The sequence below is a fragment of the Halomonas sp. RT37 genome (genome assembly GCF_040070525.1).
Taxonomy (GTDB): Bacteria; Pseudomonadota; Gammaproteobacteria; order Pseudomonadales; family Halomonadaceae; genus Halomonas; species Halomonas litopenaei.
In genome coordinates this window covers 3,082,998-3,100,274 of record NZ_CP098827.1, presented here as the reverse complement: position 1 = coordinate 3,100,274, position 17,277 = coordinate 3,082,998, and the positions used below count along the sequence as shown (strand labels likewise).

The 17,277-nt window shown below is 65.6% G+C and carries 12 protein-coding genes and 4 tRNA genes; 8 read left to right on the top strand and 8 right to left on the bottom strand.

Translation table 11 applies throughout. The features are described from left to right. Nucleotides 1-117: 117 nt before the first annotated feature. A complete protein-coding gene (locus NFG58_RS13405) occupies nucleotides 118-1,083 on the bottom strand; it encodes a MurR/RpiR family transcriptional regulator (RefSeq protein ID WP_348826722.1) in 966 nt (321 codons plus the stop codon). Between the two features lie 155 nt (nucleotides 1,084-1,238). Between NFG58_RS13405 and NFG58_RS13400 the strand changes: the two genes are divergently transcribed. The 3 genes from NFG58_RS13400 (at nucleotide 1,239) to NFG58_RS13390 (ending at nucleotide 5,468) form a co-directional block, all read left to right on the top strand. Further along, entirely contained in the window at nucleotides 1,239-2,573 is a 1,335-nt protein-coding gene (locus NFG58_RS13400) for an aspartate aminotransferase family protein (protein ID WP_348826721.1), read from the top strand. 98 nt (nucleotides 2,574-2,671) lie between these two features. Further along, entirely contained in the window at nucleotides 2,672-3,232 is a 561-nt protein-coding gene (locus NFG58_RS13395; protein WP_045994599.1) for a carboxymuconolactone decarboxylase family protein, read from the top strand. Between the two features lie 181 nt (nucleotides 3,233-3,413). Continuing rightward, nucleotides 3,414-5,468: an SLC13 family permease gene (locus NFG58_RS13390; protein WP_222568960.1), complete on the top strand. Its 2,055-nt coding sequence runs from the start codon at nucleotides 3,414-3,416 to the stop codon at nucleotides 5,466-5,468. A 60-nt stretch (nucleotides 5,469-5,528) separates the two neighbouring features. On the opposite strand, the gene NFG58_RS13385 is transcribed toward NFG58_RS13390, so the two are convergent. The 4 genes from NFG58_RS13385 to betI form a co-directional block, all read right to left on the bottom strand. Further along, complete coding sequence (locus tag NFG58_RS13385; RefSeq protein WP_045994601.1) at nucleotides 5,529-7,979, bottom strand: acyl-CoA dehydrogenase; 2,451 nt, start codon at nucleotides 7,977-7,979, stop codon at nucleotides 5,529-5,531. 229 nt (nucleotides 7,980-8,208) lie between these two features. Further along, nucleotides 8,209-9,990, bottom strand: a complete 1,782-nt coding sequence (gene betA / locus NFG58_RS13380) for a choline dehydrogenase (RefSeq protein WP_348826720.1) — start codon at nucleotides 9,988-9,990, stop codon at nucleotides 8,209-8,211. 78 nt (nucleotides 9,991-10,068) lie between these two features. Continuing rightward, on the bottom strand, nucleotides 10,069-11,538 hold the full coding sequence (gene betB / locus NFG58_RS13375) for a betaine-aldehyde dehydrogenase (protein WP_286985819.1): 1,470 nt from the start codon (nucleotides 11,536-11,538) through the stop codon (nucleotides 10,069-10,071). Nucleotides 11,539-11,700: 162 nt separating this feature from the next. Then, the gene (gene betI, locus NFG58_RS13370) at nucleotides 11,701-12,321 is read right to left on the bottom strand and encodes a transcriptional regulator BetI (RefSeq protein ID WP_204248998.1); all 621 of its coding nucleotides are present in this window, start codon (nucleotides 12,319-12,321) and stop codon (nucleotides 11,701-11,703) included. Nucleotides 12,322-12,643: 322 nt separating this feature from the next. Between betI and NFG58_RS13365 the strand changes: the two genes are divergently transcribed. The 5 genes from NFG58_RS13365 (at nucleotide 12,644) to NFG58_RS13345 (ending at nucleotide 14,499) form a co-directional block, all read left to right on the top strand. Continuing rightward, nucleotides 12,644-13,525 carry a choline ABC transporter substrate-binding protein gene (locus tag NFG58_RS13365; protein WP_348828137.1) on the top strand — a complete coding sequence of 294 codons (882 nt, stop codon included), beginning with the start codon at nucleotides 12,644-12,646 and terminating at the stop codon, nucleotides 13,523-13,525. 226 nt (nucleotides 13,526-13,751) lie between these two features. After that, a tRNA-Met gene (locus NFG58_RS13360) sits at nucleotides 13,752-13,828 on the top strand. 339 nt (nucleotides 13,829-14,167) lie between these two features. Then, nucleotides 14,168-14,243, top strand: a tRNA-Asn gene (locus NFG58_RS13355). A 46-nt stretch (nucleotides 14,244-14,289) separates the two neighbouring features. After that, nucleotides 14,290-14,365 (top strand) — tRNA-Asn (locus tag NFG58_RS13350). 58 nt (nucleotides 14,366-14,423) lie between these two features. Continuing rightward, nucleotides 14,424-14,499, top strand: a tRNA-Asn gene (locus tag NFG58_RS13345). 201 nt (nucleotides 14,500-14,700) lie between these two features. On the opposite strand, the gene NFG58_RS13340 is transcribed toward NFG58_RS13345, so the two are convergent. The 3 genes from NFG58_RS13340 to NFG58_RS13330 all read right to left on the bottom strand — a co-directional run bounded on the left by NFG58_RS13340 (nucleotide 14,701) and on the right by NFG58_RS13330 (nucleotide 17,247). After that, entirely contained in the window at nucleotides 14,701-14,943 is a 243-nt protein-coding gene (locus tag NFG58_RS13340) for a type II toxin-antitoxin system Phd/YefM family antitoxin (protein ID WP_045994604.1), read from the bottom strand. Nucleotides 14,944-15,137: 194 nt separating this feature from the next. Next, nucleotides 15,138-16,631 (bottom strand): tripartite tricarboxylate transporter permease, encoded by a 1,494-nt coding sequence (locus NFG58_RS13335; RefSeq protein ID WP_348826719.1) that lies wholly within the window; start codon nucleotides 16,629-16,631, stop codon nucleotides 15,138-15,140. A gap of 46 nt (nucleotides 16,632-16,677) precedes the next feature. Continuing rightward, complete coding sequence (locus tag NFG58_RS13330) at nucleotides 16,678-17,247, bottom strand: tripartite tricarboxylate transporter TctB family protein (RefSeq protein WP_348826718.1); 570 nt, start codon at nucleotides 17,245-17,247, stop codon at nucleotides 16,678-16,680. Between the last annotated feature and the right edge of the window lie 30 nt (nucleotides 17,248-17,277).

Sequence of the window (17,277 nt, the reverse complement as noted above, 5' to 3'; positions counted from 1 at the left end):
CCGGACAGAGCGGGCCCGCCAAGTTGGCGGGCCCGCTTGCATTTCAGGGAGGCGTCGGCCTGACGGCGGAGTGGCTTGCGTACCGGCTGCCCTGCTCGCCGTCGGTTCTGCTTGGCGCTACAGCGACGCCCCCAGCTCGCGAATCATCTTCTCGCGCCGCTTGAGGGCGGCCAGTCCCTCGTCGCCCAGGCGATCGGCCACCTCGGTCAGCAGGCCCTGGGCCAGCAGGAAGAAGGCACCCATGGCGTTGGAGAAGAACAGGCTGTCGGTAGGCACCAGGAAACGGTATTCGGCGACCCGGGCAAGCGGAGACGACTCGCTGTCGGTCAGGGCGACCACCCGAATCCCCGCCCGCGCCGCCACCCGTGCGGTTTCTAGCACGCTGGTGGTGTAGGGAAAGCAGCTGATCACCACCAGCAGGTCCCCTTCATCCAGTTGCGCCAGGGCATCGGCCACCCCCTGGTGTCCCGCATCCAGCTCTCCGGTATCGGCACGCAGCATGCCAAGCCCATAGGCTATGAACTGCGCCAGCGACGCAAACTGGCGTTGCCCGTGGACCCTGACCCGACGGGCGAGGGCCAGCAGCTCGACCACCCGGTCGTAGTCATCGGCGTCGAGTCGCTCGAGCAGGCCGGCGAAGTTGGCGCTCTCCTGGCGTCCGAGCCGGGCCAGCCGCGCGACACCCTGGCCCTGGTCGCGATCGGTCGACAGCCTCGAGGCCAGGTCGCTGTAGAAGTGCTCGCCGCCGTCGGCCAGATCCCGCCGAAACACCGCCTGCAGCTCGCCGAAGCCGTCGAAGCCCAGGCGCTGGGCCAGCCGGGTCAAGGTCGAGGGGTTCACCTCGAGCCGCCCGGCCAGCTCGCTGATCGAGGCCACCGCACTCGCCTGCGGCGACTCCAGCAGTGCCATCAGCACCCGCAACGATCGTTTGCCCAGACGAACCTCGCCGTCACCGGCCTGGATCTGCGCTGCCAGCTCCTGCAAGTCGCCGAGGGTGCTCGATTCGCCGAGGCGAACAGGGCGGTCCTGAGCGCTCCGCTCGGTCGGTGGCTTGGTGGCGGGCTTCGAGTCGCGAGAGGGCATGGCGTCTCCTTGAATGACGAGCGGGCCAGTGTGCCAGCTTGGCGGGCGTCTGTCCGGTGAGGCGTAGACTCAACTTGCAAATATGCATTGTGCAAAAATAGAATGCATTTAATATTTGCATTTATGCGATGTTGTATCTACCTGCTGGAGGTTCCATGAGCCGCGTCTTTCACCGCCACCTCAAGGCGTCCTATCCCACCGCGGTGGCAGGCGATGGGCCCTATCTGATCGATGCCGCAGGCAAGCGCTACCTCGATGCCTGTGGCGGCGCGGCGGTGTCCTGCCTGGGGCATAGCGATCCCGAGGTGCAGGCCGCTATCAGCGAACAGGTCAAGTGCATGGCCTACGCCCATTCAAGCTTCTTTACCTCGGAGCCGATGGAGGCGCTGGCCGACTTTCTGGTCGATCGTGCGCCCCAGGGCATCGGCAGCGTCTACTTCGTCTCCGGCGGTTCCGAAGCGGTGGAAGCGGCGCTGAAGATGGCGCGCCAGTACTTTCTCGAGATCGGCCAGCCAGAGCGCACCCAGGTCATCGCCCGGCGCCAGAGCTACCACGGCAATACCCTGGGGGCGCTGGCCACCGGCGGAAACGCCTGGCGGCGGCGTCCCTTCGAACCGCTGTTGGCCGACACCACCCACGTCAGCCCCTGTTACGCCTATCGCGGCCAGCGCGCGGACGAAAGCGCCGAAGCCTACGGCGAGCGACTCGCGGTGGAACTCGAGGACACCATCGAGCGGCTGGGGCCACGCCGGGTCATGGCCTTCGTCGCCGAGCCGGTGGTGGGGGCGACCCTTGGCGCGGTGCCGGCGGTGCCCGGATACTTTCGGCGGGTGCGCGAGATCTGCGATCGTCACGGTATCCTGCTGATTCTCGATGAGGTGATGTGCGGCATGGGGCGCACCGGTAGCCTGTTTGCCTGCGAGCAGGAAGACGTCAGCCCCGACCTTCTGACCGTGGCCAAGGGCCTGGGCGGTGGCTACCAGCCCATCGGCGCCACCCTGGCCAGTGCGCGTATCCGCGACACCATCGCCGAGGGCACCGGCTTCTTCCAGCATGGCCACACCTATATCGGCCACGCCACCGCCTGCGCCGCGGCGCTGGCGGTGCAGCGCGCGGTAGAGCAACGCGGCCTGCTTGAGCAGGTGCGCGCCAGGGGCGAGGCGCTGCGTGCTCGCCTTCAACAGCGCTTTGGCGACCATCCACAGGTCGGCGATATTCGTGGACGCGGGCTGTTTCTGGGACTCGAGCTGGTGGCGGACCGGGCCAGCAAGGAGCCCTTCGACCCCGACCGACGCCTCAACGCCGCGGTCAAGGCCGCCGCCATGGACCAGGGGCTGATGTGTTATCCCGCCGGCGGTACCCTGGACGGACGCCGTGGAGACCATGTGCTGCTGGCGCCGCCCTATATCGTCGAGGAAGATCATCTCGACGAGATCGTCGACAAGCTCGACGCCGCCTTGCAGCAGGCGCTTGGCCAGGTGGGCCATTGAGTCCATGCCTGGCGCTTCGGCCCGCGCAACACCACTGACACACCAGGCCCGCCAAGGGGCGGGCTTGCTACCTTTTTTCCCACGTACAGGATGACAGCATGACCCTTCGTTCCCGCTTGCCCGAGCTTGACGACGCCACCATGAGCGCGGAGCAGCGCCGGGTGCTCGACGATATCCTCAGCGGCCCCCGCGGCAACCTCGATGGTCCTTTCCTGGCCTGGGTGCACAGCCCACAGCTTGCCGACCATGCCCAGCGCCTGGGCGCCTTCTGTCGCTACCATACCTCGCTTCCGCTGCGCCTCACCGAGCTTGCCATCCTGACCACCGCGGCCTGGTGGAAGTCCCAGGCGGAGTGGCAGATCCACGCCCCCATCGCCCTCAAGGCCGGCCTGTCCGAGTCGGTGGTCGAGGCCTTGCGAGAAGGCCGTCAACCGACCTTCGAGCGCAGCGACGAAGTCATCGTCCATCGCCTGGCCAGCGTGCTGTATCAGCACCGTCGCGTCGATCAGGCCACCTACGACAGGGCAGTGGAGGCCTTCGGCGAGGAGGCCGTGGTGGAACTGGTCGGGGTGCTTGGCTACTACGCCCTTGTGGCGATGACGCTGAACGTGTTCGAGGTCCGTCGCGGCGATGAACCGCTGCCCTTTGACGAACCCTAACCCTTTGCCGAACCCCAGCCCGTTGACGAAGCCTGCCCTTCGTCGAACCCTCCGAGGCGCGCTGACGAGGTGTTTTAGGCTACGCTGAATCAGCGGTACCCTGGCGCTTTCTCGGTGACGCTTTCGCGACCTCCAGCACTCTGCAATCGCCCGTCAGGGCGCCGCCCAGGGAGGGGCCGGCATGGACGACAGTCTTCTGGTATTTATCGTGCTCGGGCTGACGCTGGCGGCGTTCGTCTGGGGGCGGTTTCGTTTCGATCTGGTGGCGCTGGCCTCCTTGCTGGCCTCGGTGGTGCTGGGGCTGGTGCCCGCCGACCAGGCCTTTTCCGGTTTTGGCCATCCGGCGGTGATCACCGTGGTGGCGGTGCTGGTGCTGTCCCGTGGCTTCGAGCGGGCCGGGGTGGTGGACGTGATCGCCGCCCAGGTGCTCAAGGTTGGCGACAGGCTCCTGTACCAGCTATTGGCGCTGACCGGCCTTGTCACCGTGCTGTCGGGCTTCATGAACAACGTGGGGGCGCTGGCGTTGCTGCTGCCGGTGGCCCTGCGGATGTCGCGCGAACACGATACCTCGCCGTCGATCCTGCTGATGCCGCTGGCCTTCGGCTCGCTGCTGGGTGGCCTCACCACCCTGATCGGCACCCCGCCCAACATCATCATCTCGAGCTACCGTGCCAGCGTCGCCGGCGAGCGCTTCAGCATGTTTGACTTCTTCCCGGTGGGCGGCGCCGTGGCACTCGCCGGGGTTGCCTTTATCGTGCTGCTGGGCTGGCGCCTGGTGCCAAGGCGCACCGGCCAGGCCAGCCGCGACGCCATGTTCGATACCGCCCACTATCTGGTGGAGGTACGGGTCGACGCCGATGCCCAGGCCCTGGGCTGGTCGCTGCACAAGCTCAGGCGCAAGCTCGACGACAACGTGCCGGTGCTGGCGCTGGTGCGGGGCGGTCATCGCTACGCCGGTCACTCTTTCTATGGGGTGCTCAAGGAGGGCGACATCCTGCTGCTGGAGGCCGGTCCCGAGGAGCTCAAGGCTCTGGAGGATCGGGCCGGACTGCGGGTCGGTCTGGCACCCGAGGAGGCGCCGGATCCTGATGCCGAGCAGAGCGACGCCGAGCCGACCGACACCGAGCCAGCCAACACCGAGCAGACCGGCAGCGATGATCAGGTGCGGTCCTCGGACAACGCAGCGGCCACGTCGACGTCGGCCCAGCCGTTGAACGCAGACGGCAATGCCGGGTCCGCTTCGCTGGCCCAGCGTACCCGCCAACTGGTCGACGAGGACGAGCAGGCGCGAGAGCGCCGCATCACCCTGGACGAGACCCGTGAGGCGGCGCGGGGCACCGAGGACGGCGACGAGCGCCAGGACGACAAGGCCCCCGAGGACCTGCACCTGATCGAGGCGGTGGTGCGCAACGACGCCGCCATCAGCGGCCGCACCGCCGCCGAGCTGCGCCTGCACCATCAGTACGGCCTGCACCTGGTGGCGGTGGCCCGTGACGGTGGGCGCCTCAAGCAGCGTCTGCGCGATATTCGTTTTCGGCCCGGCGACGTGCTGCTGCTGCAGGGCGATCCCGAAGGGCTGGGGGAGAGCCTGACGGTGCTTGGCTGCCTGCCGCTGGCAGACCGGCGCCTGACCCTCGGCCAGCCGCGCCAGCTTGCGCTGTCGGTGGGCATCTTTGCCGTCGCCATCACGGCCATGCTGTTCGATCTGCTGCCGGCGGCGGTGGCCCTGTCGCTGGCCGCGCTGGTCACCCTGCTGGTGGGGGTGCTGCCGCTGCGTGAAGGCTACCGTGCCATCGACGGCCCGGTGGTGGTGTTGCTGGGGGCGATGATTCCGGTGGGGCAGTCGCTGGAGTCCAGCGGCGGGGCAGGTCTGATCGCCGATGCCATGCTCGGGCTTGGCAGCCAGTGGCCGCCCATCCTGGTGTTGGCGGGGCTCTTCATGGTCAGCACCTTGCTGTCCAACGTCATCAACAATGCGGCGGCGGCGCTGTTGATGGCGCCCATCGCGGCGAGTCTCGCCAGCGGTTTCGAGCTGTCGCTGGACCCCTTCCTGATGGTGGTGGCGATCAGCGCTTCCTGCGCCTTTCTGACGCCCATCGGCCACCAGTCCAACACCCTGGTGATGGGCCCCGCGGGCTATCACTTCAGCGACTATTGGCGCCTTGGCCTGCCGCTGACCCTGGTGGTGATGGTGGTCGCCATCCCGCTGATCATGCTGGTCTGGCCGCTGCAATAACGGCCAATAAAAACGCCCGGGCTGGGCCCGGGCGTCGTGGTGGTGCGAGCAACGTCGGCGTTACGCGGTGACGTTGTGGTGGTTCATCTTTTCCTTGTCGGTGACGAAGGCGTCGAAGGCGAAGTCGTCCACGCTCAGCATGTCGAGCACCTCGGCCTCGCGCTTGCGCATGAAGTCGGCATCCTCCTCGCTGATCAGACCCTCCTCGAGCGCGGCTTCCAGGCGTTCTTCCGGGTGCAGCGCCTGCACCGGCAGCTTGCCCTTGGAGTACGCCTTGTTGATCTGGCGATAGAGCACCTCGGCGCGGTCCTGGGTTTCCAGCAGGGCGTTGTAGCGCGCCACCGGGTTGTCCTGGACCTGGTCGTTGCTGTCCCAGGCGCCGACCAAGAGCTTCTTGCGCAGGGCGCTGTCGGTGGACACCGCACGGGCGATGGACCGGGCCAGGTCGTCGTGGGGGCGTGCCCAGCGGCGGCCCAGCGGCATTACCAGCACCTTCAGGGTCTTGCCCAGCGCCCGGTTGGGCAGGTTGTCGAAGACCTCGACGAAGGCTGTCTCGGCGCGGTTGAGCAGGAAGCGGCAGGCGTAGTGCATCAGTTCCGCCTCGCCCTCGACCTTGTCACCCTCGTGCCACTGCTTGATCACCATGCTCACCAGATAGAGGTTGGAGAGCACGTCACCCAGGCGCGCCGAGAGCATCTCGCGCTGCTTGAGCTCGGCGCCCAGGCTCGCCATGGCGGCGTCGGCGCACAGGCTGAAGCCGGCAGACAGACGGGCCACGTCCTGGGCGTAGGGGCGGGCGACCTCGTCGAAGGGGCAGGACGGCTTGCCGATGCCCAGGCCCATGGTGAGGGCGCGGGCGGCGTTGCCGAAGATCAGCCCGGCATGGCGGAAGAACGCCCGGTCGAAGGCCTTGGCGTCATCGGCGTCCTTGGCCGCCAGTTCCTCCAGCACGTAGGGATGACAGCGGATCGCGCCCTGACCGAACACCATCAGGTTGCGGGTCATGATGTTGGCGCCTTCCACGGTGATCGCCACCGGGTTGGCGCTGTAGCCGATGCCCAGGTAGTTGCGCGGGCCCAGGGTCACCGCCTTGCCGCCGTGGATGTCCATTGCATCGGCCAGGATGTCACGCTGGAACTCGGTCAGCTGGCTCTTGAGGATGGTCGATGGCACCGCCGGCGCCTGGCCGTGGTCGATGGTGTTGGCGGTCTGGTAGACCGCCGCCTGGGCGATGTAGGCCTTGGCGGTAAGGCGTGCCAGCGGCTCCTGAATGCCCTCCATCTCGGCCACCGGCACATTGAACTGGCGACGGATGCGGGCGAAGCCGCCGGCCCAGCCGATGGCGTAGCGGCCGGTGCCGGTAGCGCCTGAGGGCAGGGTGATGCAGCGGCCGACTGACAGGCACTCGATCAGCATGCGCCAGCCTTCGCCGGCCATCTCGGGGCCACCGATGATGGTGTCCAGCGGCACGAACACGTCCTTGCCGCGAATCGGACCATTCATGAAGGGGCTGCCGATGGGGTGGTGGCGACGGCCGATCTCCATGCCGTCGGTGTCACGCGGCACCAGCGCGCAGGTGATGCCGAGGTCTTCGGTGTCGCCCAGCAGGTGGTCCGGGTCGAACATGCGGAAGGCCAGGCCGACCACGGTGGCGATGGGCGCCAGGGTGATCCAGCGCTTGTTGAAGGTCAGGCGCAGGCCCAGCACTTCCTTGCCGTCGATTTCCTGCTTGCACACGATGCCGACGTCCGGCAGCGAAGTGGCGTCGGAGCCGGCGCGGGGGCCGGTCAGGCCGAAGCAGGGGATCTCGCGGCCGTCGGCCAGACGCGGCAGATAGTGGTCCTTCTGCTCCTGGGTACCGTACTTGAGCAGCAGCTCACCCGGACCCAGCGAGTTGGGGACACCCACGGTGGACATCAGGGTCTCGTTGACCGCGAGCTTCTGCAGCACCGCCGACTGGGCCTTGGCCGAGAAGCCGAGACCGCCGTACTCCTTGGGAATGATCATGCCGAAGAAGCGTTCCTTCTTCAGGTAGTCCCACAGCTCCGGCGGCAGGTCGGCGCGCTCGCGGGCGATGTCCCAGGCGTTGCACATGCCGGCGGCCACGGTGCACTGATGGTCGATGAAGGCGCGTTCCTCGTCGCTGAGGCCGTCATCCTTGAAGTCGAGCAGGCGCTGCCAGTCAGGGCGGCCGGAGAACAGCTCACCGTCCCAGGCCACGCTGCCGGCCTCAAGCGCAGTACGCTCGGTATCCGATACGCGGGGGGCGACCTTCTTGAACATGGCGAACAGACGCGGCGACAGCCAGCCATGGCGCAGCGCCGGCAGGCCGCAGACGGCGATGACGGCGGCGGTGATCAGCAGCAGTACGCCGACGAATTCGGCGTCGAGGACCAGGCCCGCGACCCCGAGAATGGCGGGCAGGGCGGCGGCAGGCGCGGCCCCGGCCTCGCGGCGGGCGATGGCGATCAGGCCAACGACCGCAAAGATGAGCAGGAGCAGGCTGAGCATGGGCGGTTCTCCTTGGAGAGCGATGAGAGGAAGTGTGGTTGTAATAAAACGCCTGTTTGAATTCTTGCAGATTAGCCCATCGCCTGACAACCGGCCATCGAAAACCTTGCCTCTTGCACCATGGTCGAACTAGAGGTCTCTTAGCTGCACAAAAAAGGCCCCGTGAAAGTCACGGGGCCAAGTCGATGTCGTCTAAATCGTGTCGCCGCCAGCGGCAGCTTTTCCGGCGTCAGCCAGGCTGCGCTGTGCTATCAGAACTTGCACCAGCACCAGCACCAGCACGCGCGGAGAGGCGCCGCTCGCTCTGGGTCGGATGGGCCTCCTCGAGCCGGCGCTGCGGCGGCTTCTGGGCCGGGGCGCCGTTGGCCACGTAGTAGGGCGCCTGGCTCGGCGGCAGCGGCTCGCGGCCACGGATCTTGTCGGCCATGCGCTCGGCCAGCATGATCGTCGGCGCGTTGAGGTTGCCGGTGGGAATCACCGGGAACAGCGAGGCGTCGACCACCCGCAGGCTTTCTACCCCGTGCACGCGTCCGGCGCCGTCGACCACGCAGTCGTCGCCGTCGCCCATGCGGCAGGTGCCACAGGGGTGATAGGCGGTCTCGGCGTGGCGGCGCACGAAGGCGTCGAGCTCATCGTCGCTCTGCACGTCCGGCCCCGGCGAGATCTCGCGGCCGCGGAACTCGTCCATGGCCGGCTGGGCGATGATCTCGCGGGTCAGGCGAATGGCGTCGCGGAACTCTTCCCAGTCCTTGTCGGTGGACATGTAGTTGAACAGGATCGAGGGCGCGGCCTTGGGATCGACCGAGGTCAGCCGTACACGGCCTTCGCTCTGGGAGCGCATCGAGCCGACGTGGGCCTGGAAGCCGTGGGCCTGCACCGCGCTCTTGCCGTTGTAGCTGATGGCGATCGGCAGGAAGTGGTACTGCAGGTTCGGCCAGGCTTCCTCTTCGCTGGTGCGGATGAAACCGGCGGCCTCGAACTGATTGCTGGCGCCCACGCCGCTGCCCTTGAACAGCCACTCGGCGCCGATCGCCGGCTGGTTGTACCACTTCAGCGCCGGGTACAGCGAGATCGGCTTCTTGCACTCGTACTGGATGTACATCTCCAGGTGGTCCTGCAGATGGGCTCCGACGTTGTCGTTGACGTGGACCGCCTCGATGCCGAGCTCCGCCAGCAGGTCCGCCGGGCCGATGCCCGAGCGCTGCAGAATCTGCGGCGAGGCGATGGCGCCGGCGCACAGCAGCACCTCGCGACGGGTGCGCACCTCCTGGGTCTGGCCCTTGCGCTGATAGCGCATGCCCACCGCACGTTTGCCCTCGAACAGGATGACGTCGGTGGTGGCTCGGGTCTCGATGGTCAGGTTGGGGCGCTTCTTTGCCTCGTCCAGATAGCCGCGCGCGGTGGAGGCGCGGCGTCCCTGGGGCGTGACGAAGCGGTCCATGGGGCCGAAGCCTTCCTGCTGGTAGCCGTTGACGTCCTCGGTGGCCGGGTAGCCTGCCTGCTGTCCCGCCTCGATAAAGGCGTGGTAGAGCGGGTTGTTGCCGGGCTTCGGGGTGGCCACGCACACCGGGCCGTCGCCGCCATGGTAGTCATTGGGGCCGATATCGCGGGTCTCGGCCTTCCTGAAGTAGGGCAGGCAGTTGGCGTAGTGCCAATCCTCGAGCCCGTCGCGCTTGGCCCAGCCGTCATAGTCCAGGGCGTTGCCACGGATGTAGCACATGCCGTTGATCAGCGAAGAGCCGCCAAGGCCCTTGCCGCGACCGCACTCCATGCGGCGATTGTCCATGTGCGGCTCGGGGTCCGTCTCGAAGGCCCAGTTGTAGCGCTTGCCCTGCAACGGATAGGCCAGCGCTGCCGGCATCTGGGTGCGGAAGTCGAAGCGGTGGTCCTTGCCGCCGGCTTCCAGCAGCAGGACCTGGACGTCCGGGTCCTCGGTCAGACGAGTGGCGAGGACGTTGCCGGCGGAGCCGGCGCCGATGATGACGTAGTCGAATTCACGGAGCTGTGACATGTGACGCCTCCCTGAAGGCAATGGGGTGACCGGGTCAGGCGTGACGCGGTGTTCGAGTGCTGTCGCGACGGGCCGGCCTTAGAAGACCGACTCGAAGGGGCCCATTTCGACCTGGACCGACTTGGTCTGGGTGTAGTGGGCCAGGGTCTCGATGCCGTTCTCGCGGCCGACGCCGGACTGCTTGTAGCCACCCACCGGCATTTCGGCCGGGGACTCGCCCCAGGTGTTGATCCAGCAGATGCCGGCTTCCAGGCGATGGATCAGGCGATGCGCACGGTTGAGGCTCTCGGTGAAGACGCCGGCGGCCAGGCCATAGGTGGTGGCGTTGGCGCGCTCGAGCACTTCCTCGTCGGAGTCGAAGCCGAGCACCGACATCACCGGGCCGAAGATCTCTTCACGCACGATGCGCATGTCATCGGTGCAGTCGGTGAACACCGTGGGGGCCGCCCAGGCGCCCTTGGCCCAGTCGCCCTGGTCCCAGGCGTCGCCGCCGGCCAGTACCCGGGCGCCTTGCTGCTTGCCCAGCTCGATGTAGGACAGCACCTTCTCCTGGTGTTCGAAGCTGACCAGCGGACCGAAGTTGACCGAGGGGTCCATCGGGTCGCCGGCCTTGATGCGCGCCACGCGCTCCTCGAGCAGTGCCTCGAAGTCGTCCTTGACGGCGTTGTCGACGAACACCCGGGTGCCGTTGGTGCAGATCTGGCCGCTGGAGTAGAAGTTGGCCATCATCGCCGCGTCGGCGGCACGGACCAGGTCGGCGTCACGGCAGACGATCAGCGGCGACTTGCCGCCAAGCTCCATGGTGACGTCCTTGAGGCTGGAGGCGGCGGAGGCCGACATTACCTTCTTGCCGGTGCCCACCTCGCCGGTGAAGGAGACCTTGGCGATATTCGGGTGGCCGGTGATCGCCTGGCCCACCTCGGCCTCGCCGTGGACGACGTTGAACACGCCATCGGGCAGACCGGCTTCGGTGAACACCTCGGCCAGGATCATGGTGGTCAGCGGGGTGACCTCGCTGGGCTTGAACACCACGGCGTTGCCGGCGGCCAGCGCCGGGGCGGACTTCCAGCAGGCGATCTGGATCGGGTAGTTCCAGGCGCCGATGGAACCGATGACGCCCAGCGGCTCGCGGCGGGTGTAGACGAAGCTGTCTTCACGCAGCGGAATCTGGCTGCCTTCGATGGCGGCGGCGAGGCCGGCGTAGTATTCGAGCACGTCGGCGCCGGTGACGATATCGACGGTGGACGTCTCGCTGAACGGCTTGCCGGTGTTGCGGGTCTCGAGCTCGGCGATCTCGTCGTTACGCTCGCGCAGCAGCGCCACGGCGCGGTTGAGGATGCGTCCGCGCTCCATGCCGGACATCGCGCCCCACACCTTCTGGCCGCGCTGAGCCGCGGCGACAGCGGCGTCCACGTCGGCCTGGCTTGCCACCTGCACGTCGGCCAGGTGGCTGCCATCGTAGGGGTTGGTGACGCTGAAGGTCTCGTTGGAGGTGGCGTCGGTCAGACGGCCGTCGATGTAGAGCTTCTGGAGTTCGAGAGTTGCCATGGCATCCTCCTGTCGAAAGGGCATGTGTCAGCAAGCTGACAGCGATGTCGGGGCGATAAGTGAAGAGCAAGAATGTGCGCGTGAGTGGCGCAGGTGTTGAGCCTGCCCACTCGGTCTGCCTGAGATGCGGCTCGAGGCTCGGGGCCTGAGCCTGAAGACGACTCAGGCCGGTTCGGGTTTGCGAGCCGCAGCGGGCGCGTGGCTGTCGAGCAGTCGATTCAGGTACTCCCGCGCCAGCTGGCGGGCCTGGACCGCGTCCAGGCCTTCCGGCGACAGGGTGCCGCGCAGCCACAGACCGTCGATCATCGCGGCCAGGCCATTGGCGGCGCGCTGGGCCTCGTGTCGGGGCATCAGCCGGCGAAACTGGTAGCACAGGTTGGCGTACAGCCGCCGGTCGTTGATCTTCTGCAGCCGCTGCAGGTCGGCCTTGTGCATCGAGTTGGCCCAGAAGGCGAGCCAGGTGCCGGCAGCGCGGGCGTTGGTCTGGGAGGCGTCGAAGTTGCCGTCGATGATCGCTTCCAGATGGGCACGGGGGCTTGAGTCGCTCAGCGCCTTGCGCCGCGCCGCCACGGCCTGGCCCAGGTCATGCTGGATCTGGCGCATGGTCGCCTCCAAGAGGCCATCCTTGCCACCGAAGTAGTGGCTGATGATGCCGGCGGAGACCCCGGCGTGGCGGGCGATGCGCATGATGGTGGCATCGGCAAGCCCCACCTCGTGGATCGCCGCCATGGTCGCCTGGATCAGCTGCTGGCGGCGGATCGGCTCCATTCCTACCTTGGGCATGACAGACCTCCGTGCCGTTCGCCCTCGAACATTGAGGTGCCCGAGAGGTGAATCTGTTGATGCGCGTCTCGAGCGATATCGTGCTCAAGAGTTGAATCTAGTGACTTGCTCCTCGAGGCACCCCCGAGGTTAGGATGTAGAGAGTATGCCTTTTATTGATTGGACGTTCAATCAAAATCTGGTCGATTCAACGGCACAGTCGTGAACAGGCCACCATACTGCAACCGATAACCTCAACAAGGAGTGCATCATGACGACCCCGACGATTCCCGCTCTGTCCGTGCTGGCGGCTGCCATCGCCGGCCTTGCCGCCCCCCAGGCGATGGCCGCCGATGACAGCTGCCAGCCGGTACGTTTCGCCGAAGTTGGCTGGACCGACATCACCGCCACCACCGCGCTGACCACCGAAGTGCTGAAGGCCATGGGCTACGAGACGCGTATCGACACCGTCTCGGTGCCGATCGCCTATTCGGGCATGAAGAACGACGACTTCGACGTCTTTCTCGGCAACTGGATGCCGTCCATGGCGTCCATCAGCGACCCCTACGTCGAGCAGGGTGATGTCGATCGCCTGGGAGCCAACCTGGAAGGGGCCAAGTACACCCTGGCGGTGCCGCAGTACGTTTACGACGCCGGTGTCACCTCGGTGGCGGATCTCGACGAGCACGCCGACAAGTTCAATAACGAACTCCACGGCATCGAGGCCGGCAATGACGGCAACGAGCTGATCCAGCAGATGATCGACGATGACGCCTTTGGGCTCGGCGACTGGTCGCTGATCGACTCAAGCGAGGCCGGCATGCTGGCGGAGCTGCGTGCCCGCGTCCCCGACGAGACCTGGATGGTGTTCCTCGGCTGGGAGCCGCATCCCATGAACACCAATTTCGACATGGCTTACCTGGAAGGCGCCGACGACTACTTCGGCCCCGACCTGGGCGGCGCCACCGTTTACACCAACACCCGCGCCGGCTACACCGACGCCTGCCCCAATGTCGGTGCGCTGCTCAACAACCTGAGCTTCACCCTGGAGATGGAAAACCAGCTGATGGGCACCATCATGGATGACGGCACCGCCCCGGACGAGGCCGCCCGCGACTACCTCCAGGCCAACCCGGAGCTGCTCGCCTCCTGGCTCGAAGGCGTGGAGACCGCCGATGGCGAGCCTGCCCTCGAGGTGGTCAAGGCGGAGCTGGGTGTTGAATAAGGCAAAGCTGGGTGTGGAATAAGCCAGAGCTGGGTGTCGAATAAGCCAGCGCTGGGGCGCTGAACAGGCCTGAGCTGACTGTCTAGCAAGCCCAGAGCGTTCCCGGCCGGGGGAGAGCAGGCAGGCCCGTCGTCGAAAATTTCGCAGGCGGGCTTGCCAAGTTCATGAACGGTGTGCATAATTCTCCCCCGTCGACACGGCGCTTTTGCCGCATGACGACCCAAAAGGCTACGTAGCTCAGTTGGTTAGAGCACATCACTCATAATGATGGGGTCCCCTGTTCGAGTCAGGGCGTAGCCACCAGTATCTAGAAAGCACCCGCTGACCTCGGCCAGCGGGTGCTTTCGTATGCGGCGGGTTTTTTGCCTCCCGTCAGCCATCGTCTGGCACTGTCTTTCAGCGTTTGTGACCCGCCCGCACCTGCCCGGTGGGCGAGGGGCCAACGTTCAGGGCAGGGCTTCAGGATAGGCTTCAGGATAGGGCTTCAGGACAGTGCAGTGCATCGTGACGGCAGCCAGAGCCGCCCGAACCCAGGTTACGAGGCGGATCAGCGGGTTAAGCCAGTCCTTGGGTCAACAAAAGCGCAACCGGGCTTGACGATCTCGGAGCGATCCGTATACTACGCCCCGTGCTTGAGGCGATTCCCCGATAGCTCAGTTGGTAGAGCAAATGACTGTTAATCATTGGGTCGCAGGTTCGAGTCCTGCTCGGGGAGCCAACCGCAACGGTTGATCCCGCGTCACGCACCGACAATTCAAGGTAATTCCCCGATAGCTCAGTTGGTAGAGCAAATGACTGTTAATCATTGGGTCACAGGTTCGAGTCCTGTTCGGGGAGCCATCTTGCCTTGCAGCATTGCTGACATTGTCGCCAAGCTTGAAGTACTGCACATCGTTGTTCCCCGATAGCTCAGTTGGTAGAGCAAATGACTGTTAATCATTGGGTCACAGGTTCGAGTCCTGTTCGGGGAGCCAGTGCTGATTTTTGGTGTTATCCCTTTCCTGCCGTCTCTTCTCTTTATTGAAATTATCCGGGATTTCCGTCCCAGGATTTGCTTCATGCTTTGCGTTTTTCTGCCGCATTCTTGCTGAGGCTTGCGATGCCTGGGCGTAAAAAGCGGTGTCGCAGAAAGTTTGCACTCGGGGCGAAGCGTTCTCTCTAGCCTGTCTGCCAAGTCACCATTTTAGTTCTCGCTCGCACTGGCCGAGATCGGTTTCCAGCCCTTCCCTGATCGATTCGCCCATGGCAGGTAGGGAAGCCAGGTGGAGGCTTTCCAGGATGGCACGCCAGTCATCTTCCGCCAGCAAGACGGCGTCACCTCTTCTACCGGTGATGAAAATAGGTTCGTGGCTTTCCAATGCCTTGTCGATCAAGGCTTCGAGCTCAGCGCGAGCATTCTCGACGGTTACTGTGGTCATCGGCCACCTCCTGTTGGATAAGCTTAGGACAAGATGGGCATCTGGCCGTCAGGCCGCCCGACTCAGATAGCGTTGTTGGCACCCGCGTATGATTCAGCAAAAAAATCGCCCTCGTTGCGTGGTCGGCAGCGAGGGCGATGTCGTTTCTGCGAGGGGAGGATGCTGGTGGTCAGCCGGTGTGTGGCTTTATCACCTCAGCCCATCGCAGCGGCCCGGTTCCTCGCCCGCTTGCGCAGGGCAATGACGATGGTGGTGCCCAGAAGCAGCACGGCGATTGCGATCAGGCTTGCGCTGATCGGACGCGAGAAGAAGATACTGAGATCGCCCTGTGACATGGCCAGCGAGCGACGCAGTTCGCTCTCGGCGATGGGGCCGAGCACCAGGCCAAGAATGATCGAGACCAGCGGGAACTTGATCTTCTCCAAGAGGAAGCCGAGCACCCCGAAGCCAAGCATCAGCCAGACGTCGAACATCGAGTTGCGCACCGAGTAGGTACCAACGATGCAGCACATCAGGATGATCGGGCCCAGCGCCGAGTAGGGCACGTTGAGCAGTCGGGTGAACAGTTTGATGAACGGCTTGGAGAACGCCAGGATCATGAAGTTCACCACGAACAGCCCAGCGAACACCGCGTAGATCAGGTCGCTCGAGGTCAGCATGAACATCGGCCCTGGCTGCAGGCCATGCATGATAAAGGCGCCGAGGATGATCGCGGTGGTACCGCTTCCCGGAATACCGAGCGCGAACAGCGGCACCAGGGCGCCCATGGCGGCGGCGTTGTTGGCGGCCTCCGGTGCAGCGATACCCTCCGGTGCGCCCTTGCCGAACTTCTCCGGGTGCTTGGACCAGCGCACGGTCTCGCTGTAGCTGACCATGGCGGCGGTGCTGGCGCCGATGCCCGGCAGGATGCCGATGATGACGCCAAGTATCGATGAGCGCGACAGGGTCACACCGATCTTCTTCAGGATGGGGGCGTCGAAGATCTTGATCTTGACCTTGGTCAGCGGCTGTTCGGCGTCACGGCTCAGGGAGCGCTTCATCACCTCGGACACCGCAAACAGACCGACGATGACCGGAATCAGCCCGACCCCCTCGGCCAGGTTGAGGTTGTCAAAGGTATAGCGGCTGGTGCCGGTGAGCGGGTCGATGCCGATGGTGGCGATCAACAGGCCCAGGGTGGCGCCGATCAAGCCGAGGATCAGCCGGCCACCGAGGGAGGCCACCACGGTCAGGCCGAGGATGGCGAGTGCGAAGTACTCGGGGGAGGAGAACTTCAGCGCCACCGAGGCCAGCATCGGGGTGAAGATGATCAGCGCGATGGTGCCGACCAGGCCGCCCACCGCCGAGCTCAGCACGCCGATGCCCAGCGCCTTGCCGGCCTCGCCCTGCTGGGTCATGGGGTAGCCGTCGAAGGCCGTCATCACCGCCTCCGGGGTGCCCGGGGCGCGATAGAGGATGGCGGTGATCAGCCCCGAGAAGACGGTGGAGCCGTAGATGGCGGTCAGCAGCATGAACGCCTGGGTGGGCTCCATGCCGTAGGTGACCGGCAGCAGGATGACCACCAGGATCACGCCGCTGATGCCCGGCAGCGCGCCACCGATAAAGCCGATGAACACGGCCGAGGTCAGGATCAACAGGTTCATGGGCTGGAAGACCACGCCTAGCCCACTGAGAAAACTCTCCAGCATCGTCAGCTCCCGCGAAATACTGGTGGAAAATCGTACCGGCTGGGTGTCATGGCAAGGGGATGCCCAGCAGGGTGGAGAACACGCCCTGGATCAGCGCAACGGCGATGACCACGGTGGCAAGCAGGGCCGCCCAGTGGCGCGCGCCAAGCAGCAGGGTGCAGGCCAGGGTGAAGATCACGGTGGCCAGCAAAAAACCGATGGCCGGCATCAGCAGGGTGTAGGCAACGGTGGTGCCCATCAGCCACCAGTGGCGGTTGGCGGCAAGAAACCCAGGGTCAAGAGCAACGCCAGCGGCTTCGGTGGTGCTGTCGGTGACGTTGTCGGTGGCGCTGTCCTGGCCGGCGTCAGCCTGTTGGCCGGGTTCAGTCGCTGGGGCTTTCTCCATCGAAGCCTTGGCCTCGGCGTCGCTGGCACGCTCCTTGGCCTGGCTCATGCGGGTGGAGACCAGCAGGGTCGCCGACAGCACGATCAGCAGGAGCAACAGCGACAGCGGCCACAGGCGCGGGCCGATAAAGGTCGAGACGTCCTCGGAGCTCGGGAAATCAAGCGTCGGCACCAGGGTGACGGCGGCCAGTACCAGCAGCAGGACGGCAAAGACGGTGAACTTGGTATGCATGGTGAGGCTCGGTTCACGGCGGGCCAGCGG

Coding starts and splice junctions, on each gene's coding strand:
- NFG58_RS13405 (WP_348826722.1), bottom strand. CDS start 1,083: ATGCCCTCTCGCGACTCGAAGCCCGCCACCAAGCCACCGACCGAGCGG.
- NFG58_RS13400 (WP_348826721.1), top strand. CDS start 1,239: ATGAGCCGCGTCTTTCACCGCCACCTCAAGGCGTCCTATCCCACCGCG.
- NFG58_RS13395 (WP_045994599.1), top strand. CDS start 2,672: ATGACCCTTCGTTCCCGCTTGCCCGAGCTTGACGACGCCACCATGAGC.
- NFG58_RS13390 (WP_222568960.1), top strand. CDS start 3,414: ATGGACGACAGTCTTCTGGTATTTATCGTGCTCGGGCTGACGCTGGCG.
- NFG58_RS13385 (WP_045994601.1), bottom strand. CDS start 7,979: ATGCTCAGCCTGCTCCTGCTCATCTTTGCGGTCGTTGGCCTGATCGCC.
- betA (WP_348826720.1), bottom strand. CDS start 9,990: ATGTCACAGCTCCGTGAATTCGACTACGTCATCATCGGCGCCGGCTCC.
- betB (WP_286985819.1), bottom strand. CDS start 11,538: ATGGCAACTCTCGAACTCCAGAAGCTCTACATCGACGGCCGTCTGACC.
- betI (WP_204248998.1), bottom strand. CDS start 12,321: ATGCCCAAGGTAGGAATGGAGCCGATCCGCCGCCAGCAGCTGATCCAG.
- NFG58_RS13365 (WP_348828137.1), top strand. CDS start 12,644: ATGGCCGCCGATGACAGCTGCCAGCCGGTACGTTTCGCCGAAGTTGGC.
- NFG58_RS13340 (WP_045994604.1), bottom strand. CDS start 14,943: ATGACCACAGTAACCGTCGAGAATGCTCGCGCTGAGCTCGAAGCCTTG.
- NFG58_RS13335 (WP_348826719.1), bottom strand. CDS start 16,631: ATGCTGGAGAGTTTTCTCAGTGGGCTAGGCGTGGTCTTCCAGCCCATG.
- NFG58_RS13330 (WP_348826718.1), bottom strand. CDS start 17,247: ATGCATACCAAGTTCACCGTCTTTGCCGTCCTGCTGCTGGTACTGGCC.